The organism is Streptomyces sp. NPDC031274, from assembly GCF_055570235.1.
Window position 1 is genome coordinate 512,176 of record NZ_JBVIHP010000003.1, and the last position, 23,237, is coordinate 535,412.

The 23,237-nt window shown below is 69.0% G+C and carries 21 protein-coding genes and 1 tRNA gene; 12 read left to right on the forward strand and 10 right to left on the reverse strand.

What is annotated here, in order from left to right:
- Nucleotides 1–12: 12 nt before the first annotated feature.
- Nucleotides 13–2,745 (reverse strand): pyruvate dehydrogenase (acetyl-transferring), homodimeric type, encoded by a 2,733-nt coding sequence (gene aceE, locus ACZ5CR_RS07800; RefSeq protein ID WP_468854625.1) that lies wholly within the window; start codon nucleotides 2,743–2,745, stop codon nucleotides 13–15.
- Between the two features lie 413 nt (nucleotides 2,746–3,158).
- On the opposite strand from aceE, the gene ACZ5CR_RS07805 reads away from it, so the two are divergent.
- The 6 genes from ACZ5CR_RS07805 (at nucleotide 3,159) to ACZ5CR_RS07830 (ending at nucleotide 7,840) form a co-directional block, all read left to right on the forward strand.
- Nucleotides 3,159–3,596, forward strand: coding sequence for a DUF3052 domain-containing protein (locus ACZ5CR_RS07805; protein ID WP_383271784.1), 438 nt, complete (start codon nucleotides 3,159–3,161; stop codon nucleotides 3,594–3,596).
- A gap of 220 nt (nucleotides 3,597–3,816) precedes the next feature.
- On the forward strand, nucleotides 3,817–4,284 hold the full coding sequence (locus ACZ5CR_RS07810) for a peroxiredoxin (protein WP_453526368.1): 468 nt from the start codon (nucleotides 3,817–3,819) through the stop codon (nucleotides 4,282–4,284).
- 167 nt (nucleotides 4,285–4,451) lie between these two features.
- Nucleotides 4,452–5,027, forward strand: a complete 576-nt coding sequence (locus tag ACZ5CR_RS07815; RefSeq protein ID WP_361827689.1) for a TerD family protein — start codon at nucleotides 4,452–4,454, stop codon at nucleotides 5,025–5,027.
- Between the two features lie 133 nt (nucleotides 5,028–5,160).
- A complete protein-coding gene (locus ACZ5CR_RS07820) occupies nucleotides 5,161–5,736 on the forward strand; it encodes a TerD family protein (protein WP_453526372.1) in 576 nt (191 codons plus the stop codon).
- A 64-nt stretch (nucleotides 5,737–5,800) separates the two neighbouring features.
- The gene (locus ACZ5CR_RS07825) at nucleotides 5,801–6,949 is read left to right on the forward strand and encodes a DUF475 domain-containing protein (protein ID WP_468854628.1); all 1,149 of its coding nucleotides are present in this window, start codon (nucleotides 5,801–5,803) and stop codon (nucleotides 6,947–6,949) included.
- A 147-nt stretch (nucleotides 6,950–7,096) separates the two neighbouring features.
- Nucleotides 7,097–7,840 carry a TerD family protein gene (locus ACZ5CR_RS07830; protein WP_468854631.1) on the forward strand — a complete coding sequence of 248 codons (744 nt, stop codon included), beginning with the start codon at nucleotides 7,097–7,099 and terminating at the stop codon, nucleotides 7,838–7,840.
- A gap of 86 nt (nucleotides 7,841–7,926) precedes the next feature.
- Here ACZ5CR_RS07830 and ACZ5CR_RS07835 read toward each other — a convergent pair whose 3' ends face one another.
- Nucleotides 7,927–8,805 carry a TerD family protein gene (locus tag ACZ5CR_RS07835; protein ID WP_468854634.1) on the reverse strand — a complete coding sequence of 293 codons (879 nt, stop codon included), beginning with the start codon at nucleotides 8,803–8,805 and terminating at the stop codon, nucleotides 7,927–7,929.
- Nucleotides 8,806–8,985: 180 nt separating this feature from the next.
- Between ACZ5CR_RS07835 and ACZ5CR_RS07840 the strand changes: the two genes are divergently transcribed.
- From ACZ5CR_RS07840 to ACZ5CR_RS07855, 4 genes are all read left to right on the forward strand, one after another.
- A complete protein-coding gene (locus ACZ5CR_RS07840) occupies nucleotides 8,986–10,212 on the forward strand; it encodes an HpcH/HpaI aldolase/citrate lyase family protein (RefSeq protein ID WP_468854636.1) in 1,227 nt (408 codons plus the stop codon).
- An 81-nt stretch (nucleotides 10,213–10,293) separates the two neighbouring features.
- Nucleotides 10,294–12,840, forward strand: coding sequence for a phosphoribosyltransferase (locus ACZ5CR_RS07845; RefSeq protein WP_468854637.1), 2,547 nt, complete (start codon nucleotides 10,294–10,296; stop codon nucleotides 12,838–12,840).
- A gap of 68 nt (nucleotides 12,841–12,908) precedes the next feature.
- A complete protein-coding gene (locus tag ACZ5CR_RS07850) occupies nucleotides 12,909–13,727 on the forward strand; it encodes an HAD family hydrolase (RefSeq protein ID WP_468854638.1) in 819 nt (272 codons plus the stop codon).
- 160 nt (nucleotides 13,728–13,887) lie between these two features.
- Nucleotides 13,888–14,112, forward strand: a complete 225-nt coding sequence (locus ACZ5CR_RS07855) for an FmdB family zinc ribbon protein (RefSeq protein WP_468854641.1) — start codon at nucleotides 13,888–13,890, stop codon at nucleotides 14,110–14,112.
- 207 nt (nucleotides 14,113–14,319) lie between these two features.
- Here ACZ5CR_RS07855 and ACZ5CR_RS07860 read toward each other — a convergent pair whose 3' ends face one another.
- From ACZ5CR_RS07860 to ACZ5CR_RS07875, 4 genes are all read right to left on the reverse strand, one after another.
- Nucleotides 14,320–15,309, reverse strand: coding sequence for a sugar kinase (locus tag ACZ5CR_RS07860; protein ID WP_468854644.1), 990 nt, complete (start codon nucleotides 15,307–15,309; stop codon nucleotides 14,320–14,322).
- Nucleotides 15,306–15,950 carry a bifunctional 4-hydroxy-2-oxoglutarate aldolase/2-dehydro-3-deoxy-phosphogluconate aldolase gene (locus ACZ5CR_RS07865; RefSeq protein WP_468854646.1) on the reverse strand — a complete coding sequence of 215 codons (645 nt, stop codon included), beginning with the start codon at nucleotides 15,948–15,950 and terminating at the stop codon, nucleotides 15,306–15,308. Before ACZ5CR_RS07865 ends, ACZ5CR_RS07860 begins: the two co-directional genes overlap by 4 nt.
- A 97-nt stretch (nucleotides 15,951–16,047) precedes the next feature.
- Nucleotides 16,048–16,614: a DUF4383 domain-containing protein gene (locus tag ACZ5CR_RS07870; protein WP_468854647.1), complete on the reverse strand. Its 567-nt coding sequence runs from the start codon at nucleotides 16,612–16,614 to the stop codon at nucleotides 16,048–16,050.
- A gap of 204 nt (nucleotides 16,615–16,818) precedes the next feature.
- Nucleotides 16,819–18,339 (reverse strand): hypothetical protein, encoded by a 1,521-nt coding sequence (locus tag ACZ5CR_RS07875; protein ID WP_468854649.1) that lies wholly within the window; start codon nucleotides 18,337–18,339, stop codon nucleotides 16,819–16,821.
- Between the two features lie 227 nt (nucleotides 18,340–18,566).
- Here ACZ5CR_RS07875 and ACZ5CR_RS07880 point away from each other — a divergent pair.
- A tRNA-Val gene (locus ACZ5CR_RS07880) sits at nucleotides 18,567–18,638 on the forward strand.
- An 848-nt stretch (nucleotides 18,639–19,486) separates the two neighbouring features.
- Here the strand turns inward: ACZ5CR_RS07880 and ACZ5CR_RS07885 are convergent.
- The gene (locus ACZ5CR_RS07885) at nucleotides 19,487–19,849 is read right to left on the reverse strand and encodes a hypothetical protein (RefSeq protein WP_468854651.1); all 363 of its coding nucleotides are present in this window, start codon (nucleotides 19,847–19,849) and stop codon (nucleotides 19,487–19,489) included.
- A gap of 122 nt (nucleotides 19,850–19,971) precedes the next feature.
- Complete coding sequence (locus ACZ5CR_RS07890; protein ID WP_468854653.1) at nucleotides 19,972–21,183, reverse strand: helix-turn-helix domain-containing protein; 1,212 nt, start codon at nucleotides 21,181–21,183, stop codon at nucleotides 19,972–19,974.
- A gap of 271 nt (nucleotides 21,184–21,454) precedes the next feature.
- On the opposite strand from ACZ5CR_RS07890, the gene ACZ5CR_RS07895 reads away from it, so the two are divergent.
- On the forward strand, nucleotides 21,455–21,721 hold the full coding sequence (locus ACZ5CR_RS07895; RefSeq protein ID WP_468854654.1) for a hypothetical protein: 267 nt from the start codon (nucleotides 21,455–21,457) through the stop codon (nucleotides 21,719–21,721).
- A 10-nt stretch (nucleotides 21,722–21,731) separates the two neighbouring features.
- On the opposite strand, the gene ACZ5CR_RS07900 is transcribed toward ACZ5CR_RS07895, so the two are convergent.
- Together ACZ5CR_RS07900 and ACZ5CR_RS07905 are read right to left on the reverse strand one after the other, a co-directional pair.
- On the reverse strand, nucleotides 21,732–22,136 hold the full coding sequence (locus tag ACZ5CR_RS07900; RefSeq protein ID WP_468854657.1) for a hypothetical protein: 405 nt from the start codon (nucleotides 22,134–22,136) through the stop codon (nucleotides 21,732–21,734).
- 57 nt (nucleotides 22,137–22,193) lie between these two features.
- The gene (locus ACZ5CR_RS07905) at nucleotides 22,194–22,652 is read right to left on the reverse strand and encodes a hypothetical protein (RefSeq protein ID WP_468854659.1); all 459 of its coding nucleotides are present in this window, start codon (nucleotides 22,650–22,652) and stop codon (nucleotides 22,194–22,196) included.
- Nucleotides 22,653–23,237: the final 585 nt, after the last annotated feature.

Below are 23,237 nucleotides of genomic sequence, written 5' to 3' on the forward strand. Positions count from 1 at the left end.
CGTGGCCACGTCCTAGGCGTCGCCGCCCGCAGCGCCCGGGTCAGCCGCCATGACGTCGAGCAGCTGATAGCGGTCGATGGCCTGCTTCAGCACGGAGCGGTCGACCTTGCCCTCGCGGGCCAGTTCGGTCAGCACGCCGACCACGATCGACTGCGCGTCGATGTGGAAGAAGCGGCGCGCCGCACCGCGGGTGTCCGCGAAGCCGAAGCCATCGGCGCCCAGGGACTGGTACGTGCCGGGGACCCAGCGGGAGATCTGGTCCGGGACGCTCCGCATCCAGTCGGAGACGGCCACGAACGGGCCCTCGGCGCCGGACAGCTTCCGCGTCACGTACGGGGTGCGCTGCTCCTCCTCGGGGTGCAGGAGGTTGTGGCGCTCCACGTCGACCGCCTCGCGGCGCAGTTCGTTCCAGGAGGTCGCCGACCAGACGTCCGCCTTGACGTTCCACTCCGAAGCGAGGATCTGCTGTGCCTCGACCGCCCACGGGACCGCGACACCGGAGGCGAGGATCTGCGCCGGGATGGCGCCCTGCTCGCCCTCCTTGAAGCGGTAGATGCCCTTGAGGATGCCGTCGACGTCCACATCGGCGGGCTCGGCCGGGTGCTGGATCGGCTCGTTGTAGACGGTGAGGTAGTAGAAGACGTCCTCGCTGTCGGGGCCGTACATCCGGCGCAGGCCGTCCTTGACGATGTGCGCGATCTCGTAGCCGAAGGCGGGGTCGTAGGCGACGCAGCCCGGGTTGGTCGAGGCGAGCAGCTGCGAGTGGCCGTCCGCGTGCTGGAGGCCCTCACCGGTCAGCGTGGTGCGGCCTGCGGTGGCGCCGAGCACGAAGCCGCGGGCCAGCTGGTCGGCCATCTGCCAGAACTGGTCGCCGGTGCGCTGGAAACCGAACATCGAGTAGAAGACGTACACGGGGATCAGCGGTTCGCCGTGGGTGGCGTAGGCCGATCCCGCGGCGATCAGCGAGGCCGTGCAGCCGGCCTCCGAGATGCCGTCGTGCAGCATCTGGCCGGTCGGGGACTCCTTGTAGGCGAGCAGCAGCTCACGGTCGACGGCCTCGTACTGCTGGCCGAGCGGGTTGTAGATCTTCGCGCTCGGGAAGAAGGCGTCCATGCCGAAGGTGCGGTACTCATCGGGGGCGATCAGCACGAAGCGCTTGCCGATCTCCTTGTCCCGCATGAGGTCCTTCAGGATGCGGACGAACGCCATGGTGGTGGCGATCGACTGCTGACCCGAACCCTTCTTCGCGGTCGCGTACGTCTTGTCCTCGGGAAGCTGGAGGGGCTTCGAGCGGACCACGCGGGTCGGGACGTAACCGCCGAGGCCCTGGCGGCGGTCGTGCATGTACTGGATCTCTTCGGAGTCGCGGCCGGGGTGGTAGTACGGCGGGGCGCCGTCCTCCAGCTGCTTGTCCGGGATCGGGATGTGCAGGCGGTCGCGGAAGCCCTTGAGGTCGTCGACCGTCAGCTTCTTCATCTGGTGCGTGGCGTTGCGGCCCTCGAAGTTCGGGCCGAGCGTCCAGCCCTTGACCGTCTGCGCCAGGATCACGGTCGGCTGGCCCTTGTGGGCCTTGGCGGCCGCGTACGCCGCGTAGACCTTCTTGTGGTCGTGTCCGCCGCGGCCCAGGTGCAGGATCTGCTCGTCGGTCATGCCGTCGACCATGGCGCGCAGGCGGTGGTCGTCGCCGAAGAAGTGCTCACGGATGTACGAACCGGTCTCGGTCGCGTACGTCTGGAACTGGCCGTCCGGTGTGGTGTTGAGCCGGTTGACCAGGACGCCGTCGCGGTCCTGCGCGAGCAGCGGGTCCCAGCTGCGGTCCCAGACCAGCTTGATGACGTTCCAGCCGGCGCCGCGGAACTGCGACTCGAGCTCCTGGATGATCTTGCCGTTGCCGCGCACCGGGCCGTCGAGGCGCTGGAGGTTGCAGTTGACGACGAAGGTCAGGTTGTCCAGGCCCTCGCGGGCGGCGATGGAGAGCTGGCCGAGGGACTCGGGCTCGTCCATCTCGCCGTCGCCGAGGTAGGCCCAGACGTGGGACTTGGAGGTGTCGGCGATGCCGCGCGCCTCCATGTAGCGGTTCATCCGCGCCTGGAAGATCGCGCCGAGCGGGCCGAGGCCCATGGAGACGGTCGGGAACTCCCAGAAGTCCGGCATCAGACGCGGGTGCGGGTAGGACGAAAGTCCGTTCGGAGCCTTCGACTTCTCCTGGCGGAACGCGTCGAGCTGCTGCTCGGAGAGCCGGTCGAGCAGGAAGGCGCGGGCGTAGATACCGGGGGACGCGTGCCCCTGAAAGAAGATCTGGTCGCCGCCGTCGCCCTCGTCCTTGCCGCGGAAGAAGTGGTTGAAGCCCACGTCGTAGAGCGAGGCGGACGAGGCGAAGGTGGCGATGTGGCCGCCGACCCCGATGCCGGGGCGCTGGGCGCGCGACACCATCACGGCGGCGTTCCAGCGGGTCGCGTTCAGGACCTTGCGCTCGATCTCCTCGTTGCCGGGGAAGAACGGCTCGTCCTTGGTGGCGATCGTGTTGATGTAGTCCGTGCTGCGCATCTCGGGCACTGCCACGCGCTTTTCGCGCGCGCGTTCGATAAGTCGGAGCATCAGATAGCGGGCGCGCTCACGGCCGCGTTCGTCCACCGCGGCATCAAGGGAGTCGAGCCACTCCTGGGTCTCTTCGGGATCGAAGTCCGGGACCTGACTCGGCAGGCCGCCAATGATGATCGGGTTGCGATCGGATCCGGAAGCCACGCTGTTCCTTCGCTGTTGGGGCTTTCGCCTGGGTTCTGCCTGGCTGTGAGACGTTCCCCATCGTGTACCGCGTAGTCGGAATCGTCATCTCTACCGAGAGGTAACCGAGGCGTCCGTCCGGCGGCGCTGGGGTAGGCTCGACCAAATCGCAACGATACGCCCATCCCGCCTAGCCGGTTCGTAAGGCCGTTCGGACCCCAGTTCCGACCGGCGTCGTGCGAGCGAAGTGCGAGCGGAGAAGCATCTGGCAGGTGGGCCTTGAGTTGCGTCGACACGGCCGGGAACGTCACCGTTTCGGCGGTCTTGACGGCCGGGTACTTGCGCGATCCGGTCCGCCCGTGTGGACTACCGCCAATGTCCCGCGCACGCGCGTGGATGAAGGCATTCCCGAAAACATGATCAGGAGGCAAGCCGTGAGCGCGACCGCGGACCACGCGGAGGAGCGGACCAACCCTGCCGCGAGGCTGGGATTCCAGCCCGAGCAGGTGGTCCAGGAGATCGGCTACGACGACGATGTCGATCAGGAGCTCCGCGAGGCCATTGAAGGGGTGATCGGCAGCGAGCTCGTCGATGAGGACTACGACGACACTGCTGACGCCGTGGTGCTGTGGTTCCGCGAGGACGACGGCGACCTGACGGATGCGCTGGTGGACGCCACCCAGCTGATCGAAGAGGGCGGCGACCTCTGGCTGATGACGCCCAAGACCGGCCGTGACGGGTACGTCGAGCCGAGCGACATCAACGAGGCAGCCCAGACCGCAGGCCTTGCGCAGACCCGGACCATCAACGCGGGCAAGGACTGGACGGGCAGCCGTCTGGTCACGCCGAAGGCGGCAGCCAAGAAGCGGTGAAGCTGCCGCTCAGGCAGCAGGAAGTCGACTGAGCCAAGCGCCGTGAGCCCCCACCGGTACATGCCGGTGGGGGCTCACGCATGCGCGTGGGCCGGTGCGCCGGTGCGCCGAGTGAAGGTCCTGTCATGGAAAGCGCCCGTCATGGGGAGTGATCGGACGAAACGCCCGTTGCGTAGGGTGGTCATCACCCGAACAGCTCCATCGAAGGGATGCTTGGCTCATGGCGCTCGCTGGACTCGAGACCGGCACTTTGGCCCCGGACTTCGAGCTGAAGGACAACCACGGCAGGACCGTGAAGCTGTCGGACTTCCGCGGTGAGAAGAACGTGGTGCTGCTCTTCTACCCGTTCGCTTTCACCGGTGTGTGCACGGGGGAGCTGTGCGCCCTGCGGGACGAACTGCCGAAGTTCGTCAACGACGAGACCCAGCTGCTCGCGGTCTCGAACGACTCCATCCACACCCTGCGCGTCTTCGCCGAACAGGAGGGTCTTGAGTACCCTCTGCTCGCCGATTTCTGGCCGCACGGCGAGGCGTCGCGCGCCTATGGGGTCTTCGATGAGGAGAAGGGCTGCGCCGTGCGCGGCACGTTCATCATCGACAAGGAGGGCGTGGTGCGCTGGACTGTCGTCAACGGCCTGCCGGACGCCCGCGACCTCAACGAGTACGTCAAGGCGCTCGACACCCTGTGATTCCTCAGGGGTGACACCCTGTGATTCTTCAGGTGCAGAGCCTGTGGCGGCCGGGAACCGGTCACTAGGATCCACTCGTTGATCCGATGGCAAGCACGACCGGCCAAGTACGACCGGCGAAGCATGACTGGGGCTCCCCGCCCCTGGACATCAATTTGGGAGGATTTGTGGGAGTCAGCCTCAGCAAGGGCGGCAACGTATCGCTGAGCAAGGAGGCCCCCGGCCTGACCGCGGTTCTGGTCGGCCTGGGCTGGGACGTCCGTACCACCACCGGTACGGACTTCGACCTCGATGCCAGCGCCATCCTGACGAATGCCGAGGGCAAGGTCAGCAGCGACGGCAACTTCGTGTTCTTCAACAACCTGAAGAGCCCGGACGGATCCGTCGAGCACACCGGTGACAACACCACCGGTGAGGGCGAGGGCGACGACGAGGCGATCAAGGTCGACCTCGCGGCCGTTCCGGCCGACGTGGACAAGATCGTCTTCCCGGTCTCGATCTACGACGCCGAGACCCGCCAGCAGTCGTTCGGCCAGGTCCGCAACGCGTTCATCCGCGTCGTGAACCAGGCGGGCGGTGCGGAGATCGCGCGCTACGACCTCTCCGAGGACGCCTCGACGGAGACGGCGATGGTCTTCGGCGAGCTGTACCGCAACGGAGCGGAGTGGAAGTTCCGCGCCGTCGGCCAGGGGTACGCCTCGGGCCTGCGCGGCATCGCGCAGGACTTCGGCGTCAACGTCTGAGCCGAGTAACACCCTCCGCCTTGTCGTCCGGCGCCGCACACCACGAGTGCGGCGCCGGACGTGCTCAAAACTCTCGCTCCCGACAGGGGAGTCCGGGGAACTCTTGCTCTCGAATCACGGGGAGGACCACATCATGGGCGTCACGCTCGCCAAGGGAGGCAATGTCTCCCTCTCCAAGGCCGCACCGAACCTCACGCAGGTCCTGATCGGCCTCGGCTGGGACGCGCGCTCCACGACCGGAGCCCCCTTCGACCTCGACGCCAGTGCGCTGATGTGCAACTCGGGCCGGGTCATCGGTGATGAGTGGTTCATCTTCTACAACAACCTCAAGAGCCCGGACGGCTCTGTCGAACACACTGGCGACAACCTCACGGGTGAGGGTGACGGGGACGACGAGTCGCTCCTGATCGACCTCTCCAAGGTGCCCGCCAACTGCGACAAGATCGTCTTCCCTGTCTCGATCCATGACGCGGACAATCGTGGCCAGACGTTCGGTCAGGTCAGCAACGCCTTCATTCGCGTGGTCAACCAAGCCGATCAGCAGGAGCTCGCGCGCTACGACCTCTCCGAGGACGCCTCCACGGAGACTGCGATGATCTTCGGCGAGCTCTACCGTTATGGCGGAGAGTGGAAGTTCCGTGCCGTTGGGCAGGGGTACGCGTCAGGTCTGCGAGGCATCGCTCTAGACTTCGGGGTCAATGTTTCGTAAAGCCGGGGACCGGCGCGGGGGAGACCGCTACACGGGAGCCCGTACACACACGATTGGGTAGCCAGTGCTTCTGAAAACCTTCGGCTGGTCGTTCGCGGTTACCGCGCTCGGCCTGGTCGCGGCGGTGTTCTACGGGGGGTGGACAGGTTTCGGGATCGTGGCGATCCTGACCATCCTCGAGATCTCGCTGTCCTTCGACAACGCGGTGGTCAACGCCGGGATCCTGAAGAAGATGAATGCCTTCTGGCAGAAGATCTTCCTCACCGTCGGTGTGCTGATCGCCGTCTTCGGCATGCGGCTCGTGTTCCCCGTCGCGATTGTGGCCATCAGCGCAAAGATCGGCCCGATCGAGGCCGTGCGGCTGGCTCTCAACGACAAGGACAAGTACCAGCAGCTGGTGACCGACGCTCACCCGTCGATCGCCGCGTTCGGTGGCATGTTCCTGTTGATGATCTTCCTCGACTTCATCTTCGAGGACCGTGACATCAAGTGGCTCGGCTGGCTGGAGCGCCCGCTGGCCAAGCTCGGCAAGATCGACATGCTGTCGGTCTGCATCGCGCTCGTCGTGCTCATGGTCTCCGCGATGACCTTCGCCACCAACGCCCACCAGCACGGTGGCATGCATGTGGACAAGGCGCAGACGGTGCTCATCTCCGGCATCGCCGGACTCATCACCTATCTAGTGGTGGGCGGTCTTTCCGGATACTTCGAGAACAAGATCGAGGAAGACGAGGAGCGCGAGCACGAGGAGGAGGAAGAGGCCAAGAAGAGCGGCAAGAAGGTTCCTGCGGTCGTCATGGCCGGCAAGGCCGCGTTCTTCATGTTCCTCTACCTCGAGGTCCTGGACGCGTCGTTCTCCTTCGACGGCGTGATCGGCGCCTTCGCGATCACGAACGACATCGTCCTGATGGCGCTCGGCCTGGGTATCGGCGCCATGTACGTCCGTTCGCTCACCGTCTACCTGGTCCGCCAGGGCACCCTCGACGACTACGTCTACCTGGAGCACGGCGCGCACTACGCGATCGGCGCCCTCGCCGTGATCCTCCTGGTCACCATCCAGTACGAGATCCACGAGGTGATCACCGGCTCCGTCGGTGTCCTCCTGATCGCCTGGTCCTTCTTCTCGTCCGTGCGCCGCAACAAGGCGCTGGCGGCGGCAGAGGGAAAAGGCTCGGGCTCGGACGAGAAGACTGAGGTCTCCTCGGGCGTGTGACTTCGGGTCTGACTCGTTCCCGGCGTGTGACCCGGGGCCGAGTGAGGAACGCTTCTGAACGGGGCGGCCATCGAGGACGAGTCCTCCTGGCCGCCCCGTGGCATTCGTGACGGGTCCATGGGGCTCTGGCAATCATTGGGGGCGGCGATGTCCTTCTGGGACGGTTTATTCCGTGGGCGCTCTATGGACTTCGAGTCGGGCAGCGCCGCGACGAACTCCATCGAACTCACCAAGCGGCACCCGACGGTCTCGCTCAACAAACAGGGCGCGGCCACCGGCAACCTCCGGGTCAACCTGCACTGGCAGATGCGGACGTCCGACATCATCGGCAAGCGTGAGGGCGGTGGCCTGCTGCGACACCCTTTCAGGATGTTCCAGCCCGACGTGGTCCAGGCGCACACCCAGGGCGTGGTCAACGTCGACCTCGACCTCGGCTGCCTGTACGAGACGATGGACGGCGCCAAGGGCGTCGTACAGCCGCTCGGCAGCTTCTTCGGGGACCTGAACGCCCCGCCGTTCGTGAAGCTCAGCGGCGACGACCGGTTCGGTTCGCCGTCCGGCGAGACGATCTATGTGAACCTCGACCACCGCGAGTCGATCAAGCGGCTGCTGTTCTTCGCCTACATCTACGACCAGACACCCGCATTCGACCGCACGCACGCCAAGGTGACGCTCTACCCCAGCAACGGCCCACGGGTCGAGATCGATCTGGACGAGCGCCATCCGCAGGCCCGCTCCTGCGCGATATTCACGCTCGAGAACGTCAAGGGCGAGCTGGTCGTGCGCCGCGAGGTGAAGTTCGTGTACGGCTTCCAGGCAGAGCTCGACCGGCTGTACGGCTGGGGGCTGCAGTGGGGCCGTGGCTACAAGTCGCAGGTGGGAGGGGCCTAGCGGCCCCTCGTGCGGGCCTCGGCACAGGTTTCAGCGTCCGCCGGGCCGGGGTCCGCGCCCGGCCGCCGCTCTCCCGTTCGAGACGCTCAGCGTGCCAGGAACTGCGGGCCCTGCGGCGGCAGCCGGAAGTTCGGGTCGGGCATGGGGGCCACCGGCTGCGGATAGCCGTACGAGGGCTGGGGGACCGGAGCCGCGTGGGCGGGCGCGTGCTGCGGATAGCCGTAGGAAGGCTGCGGGGCGGGCTGGTGGCGCGGGGGCTCGGGAGGGTAGCCATAGGCGGGCTGCGGGGCCGGAGCGGGGAAGGGCTGCGGAGCCGGCACCTGTGTGGTGGCCGACTCGGACAGCGGCGGATGCTGCTGCGGATACGGCTGCGGAAGCGAGGCCTCGGGCGTCGGCTCGGTCACCGCCTCCGATTCGTCCACGGAGATGCCGAAGTCGCCCGCGAGGCCCTCCAGGCCGTTCAGATAGCCCTCGCCCAGGGCGCGGAACTTCCACACGTCACCGCGGCGGTAGAGCTCGCCGCAGATGAGGGCGGTCTCGGCCCCCGTCTGCGGGGTGATGTCGAAGTACGCGAGCGGTTCGGTCTCGCCCGCTCCGGCGTCGTACAGCAGGATGCGCAGCGCGCGTACGTGCTCGAAGGCGACGTTCTCGGCGGAGGCGACGAGCAGGACTCGGCCCACCGCGGGATCCAGGCCCGCCAGATCCGTCTGGACCGTGTCGGTCAGGCCCTCCGAGAGGCCCTGGGCGACCCGCTTCTTGCCGAGCCGCCAGACCTTGCCCGACGGGTGGCGCGGCTGGTTGTAGAAGACGAAGTCCTCGTCGGAGCGCACGCGGCCGTCGGCGCCGAGCAGCAGCGCCGACGCGTCGACGTCCGGGACGCCCTGCCCGGGGGTCCAGCGCAGCACGGCGCGGACGGCCGTGGCTTCGAGCGGGACGTTCGACCCCTTCAACATCGCGTGCGTCATGCGGTCATCCTGCCTTCCCGGTCCTGTACGGGACAACGCGGGGGTGACGGTGTGTGGCCTGTGTGTCTGACATGGCCGGGTTACCTGAATTTCATGCCCATGGGGAACCCTTGACACCCGTCCCTACGTACTATTACCGGCCACATCACGTCGGTCGCGCCGACGAGTACAGGGGAAATCATGCGTCATTTCGGGCATATAGCCCCAGAGGTGCGACAGCGTCTCTTCCATCGGGAGCCGTGCTCCTTCACCGCGGACTCCGCCCCGAGTCTGCTGGCTGTCGCCCTCGGGGCCACGCTCTACAGCCCTGCCACGCGCCCCCGCCTCGCCGACGACATCCTGAAGCAGGCCGGTCGTGGCGTGATCTCGATGGTGCTCTGCCTCGAGGACTCGATCGACGACACCGAGGTCATCGGCGCCGAGGAGAACCTGGTCAGGCAGTTCGCCGACCTGGCTGAGCGGGACCTGGCCGACCGGGACGGGGCTGAGCTGGACGGGAGTGAGCGGGGCGGGGGTGAGCGGGGTGGCGCGGAGCCGCCGCTGCTGTTCATCCGGGTCCGGGAGCCCGAGCAGATAGCCGACCTGGCGAACCGCCTGGGACCCAGCATCCGGCTGCTGTCCGGATTCGTGCTGCCCAAGTTCACCGAGGAGCGTGGCGTCGCCTTCCTGGAGTCGCTCGCCGTGGCGGAGGCCACCAGCGGCCGACGGCTCTTCGCGATGCCCGTCCTTGAATCGCCTGAGCTGCTGCACCTGGAGAGCCGCTCCGAGACCCTCGCCGGAATCGCCCGCACCGTCGACAAGTACCGCGAGCGGGTGCTCGCGCTGCGCCTTGGCGTCACCGACTTCTGCTCGGCGTACGGACTGCGCAGGCCGCCGCACATGACCGCGTACGACGTCCACATCGTGGCCTCGGTCATCGCCGACGTGGTCAACCACCTCGGCAGGGCCGACGGCACGGGGTTCACCGTGACCGGGCCGGTGTGGGAGTACTTCCGCGTACAGGAGAGAATGTTCAAGCCGCAGCTGCGCCGGAGCCCCTTCCTGGAGGGCCGGGCGGAGGAGTTGCGGCAGGCGCTCATCGAGCACGACATCGACGGGCTGCTTCGCGAGATCGAGCTCGACCGGGCCAACGGCCTGCTCGGCAAGACCTGCATCCACCCCTCGCACGTGCTGCCCGTGCACGCGCTGTCGGTCGTCAGTCACGAGGAGTTCAGCGACGCCGAGGACATCCTGCGCCCGGAGCGGGGCGGCGGCGGGGTCATGCGCTCGACCTACACGAACAAGATGAACGAAGTGAAGCCGCACCGCGCGTGGGCCGAGCGGACTCTCAGGCGCGCCGAGGTCTTCGGCGTCGCGCGCGAGGACATCGGCTTCGTGGAGCTGCTCACCGCCGGGCTCTCCGGCTGAACGCGTCTGGGGCGGACTGCGCCTCCAAGACTCTGGCGACTCTGGCTGACTGCGAAGGAACGTAAGGACTGTGCGAGGACTGTGAACGACGACGTGGTGTGGTCAGGGACGTGGGTCGCCGAGCGGCTCGGTGTGGAGTTGGCCGGGGACGCCGGGCTGAGCGGCCTGCTCGGCCTCGCCCTGCGCCGCAACCCCAAGCGGGCGCACCTCCTGGTGTCGAACGTCCTCGGCAAGCACGTACCGCAGCATCCTTCGGTCGTGTACGCGGCCGGGCGCGACCTCGGTGTCCGGGTGCGCGCGCTCCTGGGCGACACGGAGGCCCGGCGCGCGGTCGTCCTCGGGTACGCCGAGACGGCGACCGGCCTCGGCCACTGCGTCGCGGACGGCCTCGCGCTCGCGCCCTACCTCCACTCCACGCGCCGCCCGGTCGACGGGGTGCGCAGGGCGGGCGGCTTCGAGGAGTCCCACTCGCACGCGACCTCGCATCTGCTGCTCCCCGAGGACCCCCGGCTGCTCACGAGGGACGGCCCGTTGGTCCTCGTCGACGACGAGTTCTCCACCGGGAACACGGTCCTCAACACCATCCGCGCGCTGCACGAGCTCTTCCCGCGCGAGCGGTACGTCATCGTGGCGCTCGTCGACATGCGCTCCCCGCAGGACCAGGGCCGCCTGGCCGACTTCGCCCGGGAGATCGGCGCACGGGTCGACCTGATCACGATGGCGTCCGGCACGGTGAGCCTGCCCGACGGGGTCTTGGAGAAGGGGCAGGCACTGGTGGAGGAGTACGAGGCCGCCGCCCTGCCCGCCCCGCGCCGGGAGGGCGGCTCGGTCACCCGGGTCGACCTCGGCTGGCCCGCCGGAGTGCCGGACGGCGGGCGCCACGGGTTCACCCCGGAGCACCGGGCAGTCCTGGATGCCGCGCTGCCGGGGATGGCGGGGCGCGTCGCCGAAGCGCTGGCGGCGACGCCGACACCGGCACTGGGCCCGGCACCGGACCCGGACCCGAACCCGGACTCCGACCCGGAGGCTTCCGGCGCGCTCCCGCGCCGCGTTCTCGTCCTCGGGTTCGAAGAGCTGATGTACGCGCCGCTGGCCCTCGGGTCGGCACTGGAGGCACGCCTCGGCGCCGACGCGACGGACGTGCGGTACTCCACCACCACGCGCTCACCCGTCCTCGCCGTCGATGACCCCGGCTACGCCATCCGCAGCCGCCTCGTCTTCCCCGCGCACGACGCGCCCGCCGACGGACCCGGCGAGCGGTACGCGTACAACGTCGCGGGCGGCGGCTTCGACGCGATCGTCATCGTGGTCGACTCCGTGGGCGACCGCCCCGAACTCCACGCTCCCGACGGCCTGTTGGCGCAGCTCGCCGCGCACACCCCTCAGGTGCTGCTCGCCGTCGTGCCCTCGTACGTCCCCGAGTGTGTCCCTGAGCGCGTATCCGAGTACGTCCCCGAAAGGCCCTCCATGCTGCCCGAGCCCCTTCGCGGCCCCGCCTTCTCCTCGTACGCCCCCGAAGACGTCGGCTGGCTGCTCCAGGACCTCTCGGACGTACGCCTTGAGGCGCCCACCGAGGAGCGCGAGGAGGCGATACAGAGCGGTGGCGCGCACTACGCCGAGTCGCTGCCGGTCGAGTACCAGCCGAGCCCGCAGTACCAGGAGCTGTTCCGAGCGGCGCTCGGCACCTCCGCTGCGCGAATCGCGCAGGCCGTCGGCACCGTCACCGAGACCGTGCTCGCCGAGCGGTCTCCCCGCCCCGTCCTCGTCTCGCTGGCCCGCGCGGGCACACCCGTCGGCGTACTGATGCGCCGCTGGGCCAAGGACCGGGACGGCCTGGACCTGCCGCACTACGCCGTGTCGATCGTGCGCGGCCGTGGCATCGACGCCAACGCGCTGCGGTGGCTCGCCGCCCACCACGACCCGGCGGACGTCGTCTTCGTCGACGGCTGGACGGGCAAGGGGGCGATCACGCGCGAACTCGCCGACGCGGTAAGGGAGTTCGAGGAGTCCGGCGGGGCCGTCGGCTTCAACCCGGAGATCGCCGTGCTCGCCGACCCCGGCTCCTGCGTCCGGACGTACGGCACCCGCGAGGACTTCCTCATCCCCTCCGCCTGCCTCAACTCGACGGTCTCCGGGCTGATATCGCGCACCGTCCTGCGCGCGGACCTGGTCGGACCCGATGACTTCCACGGCGCGAAGTTCTACCGCGAGCTCGCCGACGGTGATGTCTCCCTCGACTTCATCGACGCCGTCGCGGCCCGCTTCGGCGAGGTGACGGATGCCGTCGACGCCCAGGTCAAGGAGCTGCTCTCGGCGGACAGGGCGCCGACCTGGGAGGGCTGGGCCGCCGTCGAGCGGATCAGTGAGGATTACGGCATCCACGACGTGAACCTGGTCAAGCCGGGCGTCGGCGAGACGACGCGCGTCCTCCTTCGCCGCGTTCCCTGGAAGATCCTGGCGCGTGCGGGGGCGGGGGCCGACCTCGATCACGTACGACTCCTGGCGGAGCAGCGTGGCGTACCGGTCGAGGAAGTGGACGAACTCCCTTACACCTGCGTCGGGTTGATCCACCCGCAGTACACGCGCGGAGCCACCGGCACGGACGGCAAGGCGGTGGCCTCCAAGTGAGCGCAGAGGTGAGTGCAGAGGCGAGTGCGGAAGTGAGCGCAGAGGCGAGTGCACGAGCGAGTGCCCGAGTGAGCGCATCCCGGCCGGTGCTGGTCGCGAGCGACCTCGACCGCACCCTCATCTACTCCGCCGCCGCCCTCGGCCTGACCATGCCCGACGCCGACGCGCCGCGCCTGCTCTGCGTCGAGGTGTACGAGAGCAAGCCGCTGTCGTACGTCACCGAGACCGCCGCCGGACTCCTCGACGAGGTGGGCCGCGGAACGGTCTTCGTGCCGACGACCACGCGTACGCGCGAGCAGTACGGCCGCATTCATCTGCCGGGCCCCGCACCGAAGTTCGCGATCTGCGCCAACGGCGGGCATCTGCTGGTCGACGGGGTGTCCGACCCCGAGTGGCGGGCGGGCGTCGGCCGCACGCTCGCCGCCGAGTGCGCCTCGCTCGACGAGGTCCGCGCACACATGGTGCGCACCGCCGACCCGGCGTGGCTCCTGAAGGAGCGGGTGGCCGAGGATCTCTTCGCCTATCTCGTCGTCGACCGCGCCCTGCTGCCGGAGGGGTGGGTCAAGGAGCTCGCCGGGTGGGCGGACGGCCGCGGCTGGACCGTCTCCTTGCAGGGCCGCAAGATCTACGCGGTGCCGAAGCCGCTGACGAAGAGCGCGGCGATGCGCGAGGTGGCCCGCCGTATCGACGCGGAGGAGATCCTCGCCGCCGGTGACTCGCTGCTCGACGCCGATCTGCTGCTCGCCGCCGACCGCTCGTGGCGTCCGGGGCACGGCGAGCTGGCCGACAAGGGCTGGACGGCGCCGGGGCTCACGGTGCTGCCGGAGCGGGGTGTCGCGGCGGGGGAGGAGATTCTGCGGGGGTTCCTCGCGGCGGCGGTTCGTTGAGGACTGTCGGTGCTGTCGGTGCTGCGGGTGCTGTCAGTGCTGTCAGTGCTGTCAGTGCCGCCGGGGTGGGCGCGTTTGTGCCGAAGCCGCGCACCCCGGTTGAGCGCCTTTGCGCCGAAGCCATGCACCCCGGTTGATCCGCTGCCGCTAGCCTTGGCCCATGCCTCGATACGAGTACCGCTGCCGTTCCTGTGGCGACACCTTTGAACTGAGCCGCCCGATGGCCGAGTCCGCCGCCCCCGCGGCCTGCCCCGCCGGGCACGAGGACACGGTGAAGCTGCTGTCGACGGTGGCCGTCGGAGGCTCGGCCTCGGCGTCCGCCCCTGCACCGCGAGGCGATGGCGGCGGCGGTGGCGGCTGCTGTGGCGGGGGCTGCTGCGGCTAGCGGACCGGCGGTTCCAGAGCGCCTCGCAAGGGGCGAGGAGCAGTAAGGGGCGCGGGGCAGCAAGGGGCGCGCGGCAGCAAGAGGGGGCAGCGAGATACGCGGCTCCGCCGCGCGCGTGGACGCGACCAGCCCCTACTGGCCCGAGGGGTTCGTCACCGCGCGCGGCGCGGCCCCTCGCAGAGGCCTCACCGCGTGCCCTGCTCAGCGCTAACGCACCACAGTCCCGGGCCCCGCCCCGAGCAGCCCGAGTTCCGCACGCGTGGGTGCCCCTTCCCAGTCGCCGTGCGATGCCACGGCGAAGGCGCCCGTCGTCACGGCCCGGTCCAGGCGCCCCGCCACATCCTCACCGTCGAGCAGCGCCGACAGATACCCGGCGACGAACGCGTCCCCCGCGCCCACGGCGTCCACCGCCCGCACCGGGCGCGCCGGAGCGTGCAGTTCGCCGTCGGCGGTGTACGCGGTGGCCCCGGCGGCGCCGAGCTTGACCACGACTTCGCGGACTCCTTGGGCGAGGAGCGCCTCGGGAAGAGTGGGGTCCTCGCCCGATCCCGTCATCTCCGGTACGCACAGCGGCAGTTCGTCGTCCGACGCGATGAGGACATCGACGTACGGAATCCAGGAACGCATGACCGCGGCGGACTCCTCGTTGCTCCACAGACGCGACCGGAAATTGACGTCGAGGCAGACCGTCGTGCCGTGCTCCCTGGCCAGTTCGAGGGCGCGGCGGCAGGCGGCAAGGGCGGAGGGACCGAGGGCCGGGGTGATGCCGGTGAGGTGCAGGACGCGGGGCGCCCCGGGAACGGCGAAGGCGCGCTCGACCGCTGACGCCGTGAGGCGTGAACCGGCGGAGCCCGCGCGGTAGTAGTGCACGCGGGTCACTTCGGGCAGCCGGGGTTCGAAGAGGATCAGGCCTGTGGGCGCGTCCGGATCGCGGGTCGCGCCGCTGACGTCGACCCCCTCGGCGCGCAGCGTGCGCAGCACGAGCTCACCCGCCTCGTCATCGCCGACGGCACCCGCCCACCGCGTCGCGTGGCCGAGCCGGGCGAGGCCGATGGCCACGTTCGACTCGGCGCCCGCGATGGACACGTCCATCGAACCGCCCAGCTTCAGCGGCCCGCTGCCGCGCAGGGCGACCATGGTCTCGCCCAGGGTGAGGACGGTGGCGGCCTCCTGAACACTTGCCGTGGTGGCGCTCATCGACCCGCCCCCGCGACCGCCACGAATCGCGCCGCGCGCTTGCGCAGCGCGTCCAGGTCCCCGCCGTCCGCCGCGTCCCCGATGAGCGGGGAACCGACACCCACGGCGACCGCGCCGAGCGCCAGGTACTCCTCGGCGGCGGCCGCGTCCACGCCGCCCACCGGTACGAAGGGCAGGTCGGGGAAGGGGGCCCGCAGCGCCTTGAGATAGGCGGGGCCGCCCATCGCCGAAGCGGGGAAGATCTTCAGCGCGGTCGCGCCTGCCGCGCTCGCCGCGATCACGTCGGTGGGGGTCAGGACCCCGGCGGCGACGGGCAGTTCGCGCCGTACGGCCTCATCCACTCCGGCCCCGAGGCCCGGCGTCACGATGAGATTGGCCCCCGCCTCCGAGGCGCGCCGCGCGTCGTCCGCCGTGAGGACCGTGCCCGCGCCCAGCCAGGCCTCGTCGCCGATCTCGGCGCGCGCCCGGCGCAGGACGCCCAGGGTGTCGGCGCCGCTGAGGGACACCTCGACGAGCGGCACGCCCGACTCGACGAGTGCCATGACCGTCCGGAAGGAGGCCTCCGCGTCGGTGCCGCGCACGATGGCGACCAGGCGCCGGGTCCGCAGGTCTTTGCTGAAGGCAGTGGTGAGGTCCGACATGCCCCAAGGCTCGCACAGGGCGTTCAGCGTGCCTGCTCAGGGTGCTTGCGGTGCTCGGAGTGCGCAGCGTGCTTGCGGTGCTTGCGGTCGTGCCTGCTCAGGGTGCTTGCGGCGGTGCTTCGAGGTGCTTGCGGTGCTCGGAGCGCTCAGCGTGCTGCTCGGGGTGGCGTGCCTTCCAGTACGGGTTGTCGTGCGGCAGGGCCGAGCCGACCCTCCCGTACATCCCGAAGATCATCAGCAGGATGCCCACCACGAAGCTGAACAGGACGTTCGGCATGCGGAAGGCGAGGAAGTTGAGGCCGGTGTCGAGGAGGGCGAGGTTGACGAAGCCGCTGAGGATGAAGGCGCAGCCCAGCACCATGTTGAGCGTCGAGGCGAAGTTGCCGCCGATCACCATGCCGACGAAAAGGAGCAGCCCGACGCAGATCGACAGGACGCTGAGCGCGCCGTTGGTGTTCAGACCGGCGACGGTGTCGCCCCCGGTGTCGAAGAAGCCGATCTTGTCGATCAGGCCGAGGATGCCGAACGCGAGCAGGACGAGCCCCATGAGACCCGCGCCGACGCGGTAGACCGTGCTGAGGCGGTGGTCGACGGGCAGGTGCTCGTTCAGCGTGACGTGCCGCCTGGGCCGCTTCGGCCCTGTCTGAAGTACATGCGTGGCCATGTCCGCCTCCCTTGGGTATGCGCGGTGGCCTCTTCTGTACGTTGTCACTTCTGTATGTTCTTACTGCTGACGCCCGCGTCCGGAGACGTCGGCGTACGTAACTCCAGGATCCGCCCGCGGGCCCCGGACCGCCAGCAGAGGCACTCGAACCAGCCGCCCCTAGGCCTCTGGACCCCTCTGGCCCTCCCCCCTAGCCTTTCGGCCCTAGGCCCCCTGCCCCCGCTCCTCCCGGATCTGGCCGACCACCCGCGCCACCGTCTGCCGCACGGCTTCGGTCTCGGTCAGGAAGTGCCAGTAGTCCGGGTGGCGGCCCTCCAGGGAGGCCACCGCGCGGTCCAGGCGGGCGACGGACTCGTCGAGCGGGCGGGCGTGCCGCTGCTCCGGGGTCTGGCGCCCCGCCATGGCCAGGCGCTGGGCGTCGCGGATCGCGAAGCGGGTGCGCTCGATCTCCTGCTGAGGGTCCTTCGAGACCGCGTTGAGCCGCTGCAACCGGTCGCCGGCGGCCGATACCGCCTCGTCCGTCGAGTTCAGCAGAGCGCGGACCGTGGAGAGCCGGGCGGTGGCGTCCGGCCAGCGCTGCTCTTCGCGCGCCTGCCGGGCCTCCTTGAGCTTGGCCTCGGCCTGCCGTACGTTCTCCGCGGCCTCGTCCGGCACGCGCTGCAGGTCCTGCCAGCAGGCGGCCGTGAAACGCCGCCGCAGCTCGCTGAGGACCGGGTCGACCTGGCCGCTGCGGGTGGTGAGCGCCTGCGCGCGCGTACGCAGCGAGACGAGGCGGCGGTCTATCTCGGCGGCCCGCTCCGGCAGCTGCTCGGCCTCGGCCCGCACGGCTTCGGCGTCCCGAAGGACGCGGTCGGCCCGCTGCAGCGTTTCCGGCACGCCGTGCTGACCGGCCCCTTGATTGAGCTTGGTCAGCTCTGGGCCGAGCGCGGCGAGGCGTGCGGCGAGGTCGTCGGCCTTGAGCCCGGCCTCTCGTACGGCATCGAGGGCGTTGCTGGCGGCCAGGAGGGTCTGGCGGGCGCGCTCGACGGCGGGGGCGAGCCGGGCGAGCTGCGTCTCCGCCTTGTCGAGCAGGGGCCCGAGTCCCTGCTGGAACCGCTCCAGGTCGCCCCTGGCCTTGTCCAGCTCGCCCTTGGCCTGGGTGAGCTCGGTGCGTGCGCGGGCGGCGACGGAGGCCTCGAGGTCATCGCGGTCGAGGTCGTGCGCGTCCACCGCGTTGATGTACTGACTGCTGGCCTCGTCGATGCGCCGCCCGATGGCCTCGAAGTCGGAGACCGTCCGCTGCGCGGCGGGCGTGGAGTCGACGGCGACGATGGTCTCGATGGAGATCCGCAGATCGCGCTGGGCGGTGTCCAACTCGTAAAAGGCAGCGGCCGCCGCGTCCTTGGCGGCTTGCGCGTCGGCCCGCATGCTCTCTCCGCGCCCGCCGAACCACCGCCGGGTGCCGCCACCGGCGAAGGCGGAGGGAAGGGCGAGGGCGAGGAGGGGGAGGGGCAGGAGGGCGAGCGCCACGGCATCGCGGAGAGGGGACGGGCGGCGCGGGCGGCGCCGACGGTTCTGGTCTTTCTGGGGGTCCTGGTGGTGCTGGGGGCCCTGGAGGTTCTGCCGGTCGTCCGTGGGGTGAGGCGGCCGCACGCTCCCGCAGCGACGTACATCCTCATCCGGCACCAGCACCACTGAACCGCTGGACGTAACCGGTGTGTACGGCTGCGAAGGTGTCGCCGTCACTATCCCTCTCCCGTGCTGTCATCCGCCTTGCCCGGTGTCACATTCTCCCACCGGTTAATGACGAATACACGGGCCGGTTAGTTCGCGCTGCGCACGGTGACTTTGCCGTCTTCGCTACGGGCGGACACCAGGTGCGGACCACCACTGCCACGGGGAACGGAAACATCAACGGTCCATACGGGTTTGCGGGGCGGGGCCACAGGCAGGGTAGGCTGTCGAAACATCCCGGGCGCGTAGCTCAGTGGTAGAGCGCTGCCCTTACAAGGCAGATGTCGGCGGTTCGAAACCGTCCGCGCCCACAGAAGTAACCCGCTAGTAAGCGGTACGAACGGCCCCCCAAGCTTGATCAGTTGGGGGGCCGTTTTCATGCGCGAGGCCACATCGAAGCCACACTCCTCGCCGATCATGAGATCGACGTCACTCGTACGGGGGTATGGGGCAGACCAGGGCCACGCATGGAGTCGCTCATGACGAGGGCTGATGTGTCTCCCCACGCGTGCCAGACACGTGCTCGTCCACTCCTGGGGTGCTCCGGCGGGGAGGCCGGGCCCGCAGGCTACGGCCCCCGTCGCACAACTCGGCGGGGCCGTACGAACGAACTGGACCGCCCCGCCCCGCAAATGGGGGTGGGGCGGCTTGCTCTGACCGAGTCAGAGTGGTGGGTGGCTGGATGAGGCGGACAGGTGAACACCTCCTACCGCCCCCCTCCCGCGACACCTGCCCCCGAGAGGGCCGGTCGCGAGTGAGCCCACTCGGGGTCTGGAGGTGGAGGTGTATGCCAGCCGCATGCATCAGATCCGATAGGGAGCGCTCTCGCAAGGGGCATGTACTCGATCACTCGAACGAGTGTCTTATTCGAACGGGCTCCTCATCGCCGACGCTCTCGACATGCCGCTCCGCGGCCCCGTCTACCCGGACCCCGGGCGGCACGTCACCTCTCGCGCAGCGTCCCGCGCTGCCCGCAGAGGCTCGCTCTCCTGCGCCCTCGGGCGATGGCACTTGCAGGGACACCAGACCCCGGGCACGGTGACTGCCTGGCCCCCCTTGACGGCACGCGTGGTCGAGAGATCGCAGGTGTGAGGCTGGGAGGTGTCCCCGGAGAGGAGCTGGAGCAGGCGCGGGCCACACGGCAGCACCTCTTCCCCTGTCATCGCCGCACCAGCTTCAAGGCCAGCCGCAGCACAACGCCTTCGTCGCAGAGGGCCGGGTCGTCGGCGCACTGCATGCAGCTCTGCGTGTGGTCGAGCAGCGTCCGGTACGCGTGCCGGACGGCGCAGGGGCGGCAGGCGCGCGGGAACCAGTGGGTGAGCGTTCCGTGGGCCGCTGCCTCCCGTGTGCCGAGGTCGATGGCCGTCGTGTTGTTCAGGGTGACGGCGCACCACACGCAGGCACGGCCGCGTACTTGCTGCTCGGACAGCCCGCCCGGGTCCGGTACTTGGACTGGCGGCGCCTGGAGTGTGCTTCTCGGTCCGCTTACCGCGCCGGATGCTGGGCCCGTACTCTCGGCCATGTCGACTCCCGTTGGTCGGCCATGCCCCGGGGCCGTTCACGCGGTCGCCGGGGTGTTGTCCACCTCATGTAATCGACGTGCCACATAGGGTGACAGGGGTGTGGCGTCCCACTTTCGCGACGCTAATCGCTGACGCCCAGGAATTCGGCCAACGAGTGCAGCCCCGGGGGATGGTTGGGGAGCGCCCACAGATCACGAACGATGGCCACGGCCAGCGTGTGGTGTTGCATCCACGTCGGCGCCACACGGCGCAGCGACTCCAGGGCCTTCACCGCACCAGCCGCGTCGCTCAGATCCGTGTGGGCTCGGGCCACGTCCAGCAGTAGCCACGTCCGCCAGGACGGCGGGGTGTCCTTGCTCAGCCGCATCCCCTTCGCGAGGGCCAGCGCCTCCTCGGGGTGCCCGTACTGCACGGCCAGGCGGACGCGCTCGATGCGCACCGACGACGGGCTGAACACGCTGACCATGCGGCTGTCACTGCCCTGCGGCAGCTTGGCCACACGAGCCGACTCCTTCTCGGCGCGCTCCATCAACGCAGCTGCTCGCTCGTAGTCGTTGCTGCGCGCGGCCGACGTGGCGGCCGACATCGTCAGTGCACCCCAGACCTTCAGGCCATCAGCCGTGCCCGTGTGCCCGTTGTCCTCGATGTCACCAGCCGTGTGCAGGGCGATACTCAGGGCGTCGCCGAGGCGGCCCTGCCGTTGGTAGGTCCACGCAACAGAGTTGACGATCATGGCGCGTAGCAGGGGGTCGGAGGAACGGCCCGCGGCGTCTATAGCGCGCTCCAGGCTGATCAGGGCGAGGTCCGTTTTCCCCATGCGCACCGCGACGTGCCCGGCCAATTGGAGGGACTTGCCCAGCGCTGCGAATCCGGCGCCTTGGTCCGTGCTGTCGGGCGCGACCGTGGCGGCGCGCGCATCCGAGATCAAGTCGGGCAGCGCCTTCATCACGGTGTCGAACTCGGCGGAGTGATACTGCGTCCAGCCGTCCGCGATCTGCTCGCGCAGGTCGGGCAGCGAGAAGTTGGGCCCTGGCGGCTCTGGAGGGGCCACCCAGAGCGCCGGCATGATGGCCCGCCGTACCGCCACGAACTGCGGCCCGTCGTTCTCTCCTGTCGAGACGGCAGGAGGGTCTCCCAGAAGGGTCGTGAGCTCCACGCCCAGACCGTTCGCCAGGGCGTGAAGTGTAGGCAAGCGCGCCGAGTGCTTCCGTCGCTGCTCAAGCTGCCGGATCACGTCTACAGACACGTCGGAGCGCTCGGCCAGTTCCTCCTGCGTCAGGGAGGCCAGGCGGCGCAGGCGGCGGAGAGTTCGCCCCAGGTCGTCGTTTGCCACGCTGTCACGGTACGCGCCAGGGGTGGCGGGGGAGAGTGCACGTCTGGCGGCAGGACTCTCCAGGCGTGACGAAAGGCCCCCACAGCCCGGAGGCGTTGGGGCTCACGCATGTTCACGGGCACTGTCGGCGGAACGGGTCCAAAGCAGCTTGCGGTGAGTCGTCACCGCCACCGTCATCAGGGGCACTGCCGCGGCGGCAGACAAGAGCATCAGGGTCGTCGGGCGGGACTTGAGGCTGCGGCTGCCTGCTCACGCCAAGTACCTAGTGAAGGTGCGCAGTGGAGAGGGACCAGAGGATGTCCCTGACTTCACACCGGGTAAGGGCGTGTACACCGTGCACGTCAAGTGCTCCGGCGCCAGGACAGTGACGGTAGTTGAAAGGGAGAATCCAAAGGACGACCCCACCACCATCAAGTGCAGCAGCCCCGTGACCATCGGGCGGGTCTACGGTGACCCGGTGAAGCAGAAGCTGGCCATCCAGGCAGCTGACGGCGCTCGTTGGACCCTCGCGGTCGTCGATGGAGAGCGCGCCTTCTGAGCGTCGCGCGTTAGCTCTGGTGGGGGAGTGGTCTCCTTGCCAACCGAATGAACGAAGGCCCCACTGGGTACTCCGGCGGGGCCTCATGCCGGGGGCGACCCGGCGCGAGCTTCCAGTGTGGCAGTGACGACCGGTGCGCGTCCCAGTCGAGCGGTACCTCAACCTGCTTGATATTGCCGCTCGTCGACAGCTCCGCATGGATCGAGCTGTCACCGGTGCGGTCCTTCTTGAGTTGCTTGATGTACGCGCGGTCGCTGCGCGCCTTCTTGGTCTTCGTCTTGTTGGCGTCGATCGTCGCCTTCGCATCTCGGTGATCGAGTCGTACGCGGCGGATATCGGCGGCTGGGTTGAGTCCGAAGATCCGGTGCATCCATGTGCGCTTCGTGGGCTTCTTGTCCGGGTCGAACGTCACCATGGCGTCCCCCTCTCGCCTGCTCGGAGGGTGCTGCCGAGGCCGCGTAGTGGCACCCCTTCAGTAACTGGCGGTGCGATCGAAGCTCGTGATGTTGAGCTTGATGCTCTGCGTGCTCTTGAGCGTTGTGGGGAATTCGCCGGTCGCGGTCTGACCTGGCTGTACGTCGGTCTCCAGTTGAGAGCTGTTCTCCACGCGGGTTCCGTCGGCGTTCACCGCCTCCCAGTCCCATGTGTAGTTGGACTTTTCGCCACTGTTGTTCTTGACCGTCCATACGACCCAGATGTCGGTGAACCCGGCCTGTGAACGGTCGTCGAACTGGAAGCGGACGAGGTCGGCCCGTTCGCTCTTGCTCTGCGATTCCTGCTCCTTCTTCGGTGGCGCCGTTTTCGAGGCGGTCTTCTCCTTCGGCGCAGGCGTGCTGCTGTCGTCGCTGCTGCACCCGGCAGTAAGGGTGAGGCTTGCGATGCTGACCGCAGCGACGAGTGCTGATGAGATCCGGCGGAATTTGTTGCTCATGGCGGCCTCCCTGCCTCTCCTATCGTGCGCCTTATTTATCCCTTATGTCCATCAAGGGCGAGGTGGGAGGTCGAGGGGGCTAATGGGATCTATGCAGGCCAGAGACATAGACTCGAACACATGACCGGCTCGGCTCCACTTGCCCGCCTCGACCCGCTGCGCTTCCTTGAACGCGTCTAGGGGTGGGACCTCGCGCGTACCCGATCACGGGCGAGGAGCGGAGCCAGGCCGAGCGGATCCGCGGCGAGCAGGCGCGGCCCCCGGCCTCGGACTGGCTCACCGAACAGGGCCTTGACGGCGGGGCCGCGGTGTACGTCCACGTCGGCGGCTGCCACATTGCAGGCAAGCGATCCCGCGGCGTCCCCCAAGGACCAGGCGTGTCGAGTTCTGTACGAGGCGGTCGACGCCTGCCCTCACTGCCGCCCGGACGCCGAGCTTGGCGTGCTGGACTAGGGCCTGTTCATCACCAGAAGTCCACGGTCGAGGCTGTGTGGGGTCGGCTCCTTGCTGACCAATTCCGAGACATGCCCAGCCTGCTCAGGAGATGGTCGCGCCGAATGTGGTGAGACAGGCGGAGAAGGCCGC

Bases quoted from the DNA above. Each gene is read 5' to 3' on its own strand.
- ACZ5CR_RS07810 (WP_453526368.1), top strand. From the start codon at position 3,817: ATGGCGCTCGCTGGACTCGAGACCGGCACTTTGGCCCCGGACTTCGAG.
- ACZ5CR_RS07820 (WP_453526372.1), top strand. From the start codon at position 5,161: ATGGGCGTCACGCTCGCCAAGGGAGGCAATGTCTCCCTCTCCAAGGCC.
- ACZ5CR_RS07830 (WP_468854631.1), top strand. From the start codon at position 7,097: ATGTCCTTCTGGGACGGTTTATTCCGTGGGCGCTCTATGGACTTCGAG.
- ACZ5CR_RS07835 (WP_468854634.1), bottom strand. From the start codon at position 8,805: ATGACGCACGCGATGTTGAAGGGGTCGAACGTCCCGCTCGAAGCCACG.
- ACZ5CR_RS07840 (WP_468854636.1), top strand. From the start codon at position 8,986: ATGCGTCATTTCGGGCATATAGCCCCAGAGGTGCGACAGCGTCTCTTC.
- ACZ5CR_RS07855 (WP_468854641.1), top strand. From the start codon at position 13,888: ATGCCTCGATACGAGTACCGCTGCCGTTCCTGTGGCGACACCTTTGAA.
- ACZ5CR_RS07860 (WP_468854644.1), bottom strand. From the start codon at position 15,309: ATGAGCGCCACCACGGCAAGTGTTCAGGAGGCCGCCACCGTCCTCACC.
- ACZ5CR_RS07865 (WP_468854646.1), bottom strand. From the start codon at position 15,950: ATGTCGGACCTCACCACTGCCTTCAGCAAAGACCTGCGGACCCGGCGC.
- ACZ5CR_RS07870 (WP_468854647.1), bottom strand. From the start codon at position 16,614: ATGGCCACGCATGTACTTCAGACAGGGCCGAAGCGGCCCAGGCGGCAC.
- ACZ5CR_RS07885 (WP_468854651.1), bottom strand. From the start codon at position 19,849: ATGGCCGAGAGTACGGGCCCAGCATCCGGCGCGGTAAGCGGACCGAGA.
- ACZ5CR_RS07900 (WP_468854657.1), bottom strand. From the start codon at position 22,136: ATGGTGACGTTCGACCCGGACAAGAAGCCCACGAAGCGCACATGGATG.
- ACZ5CR_RS07905 (WP_468854659.1), bottom strand. From the start codon at position 22,652: ATGAGCAACAAATTCCGCCGGATCTCATCAGCACTCGTCGCTGCGGTC.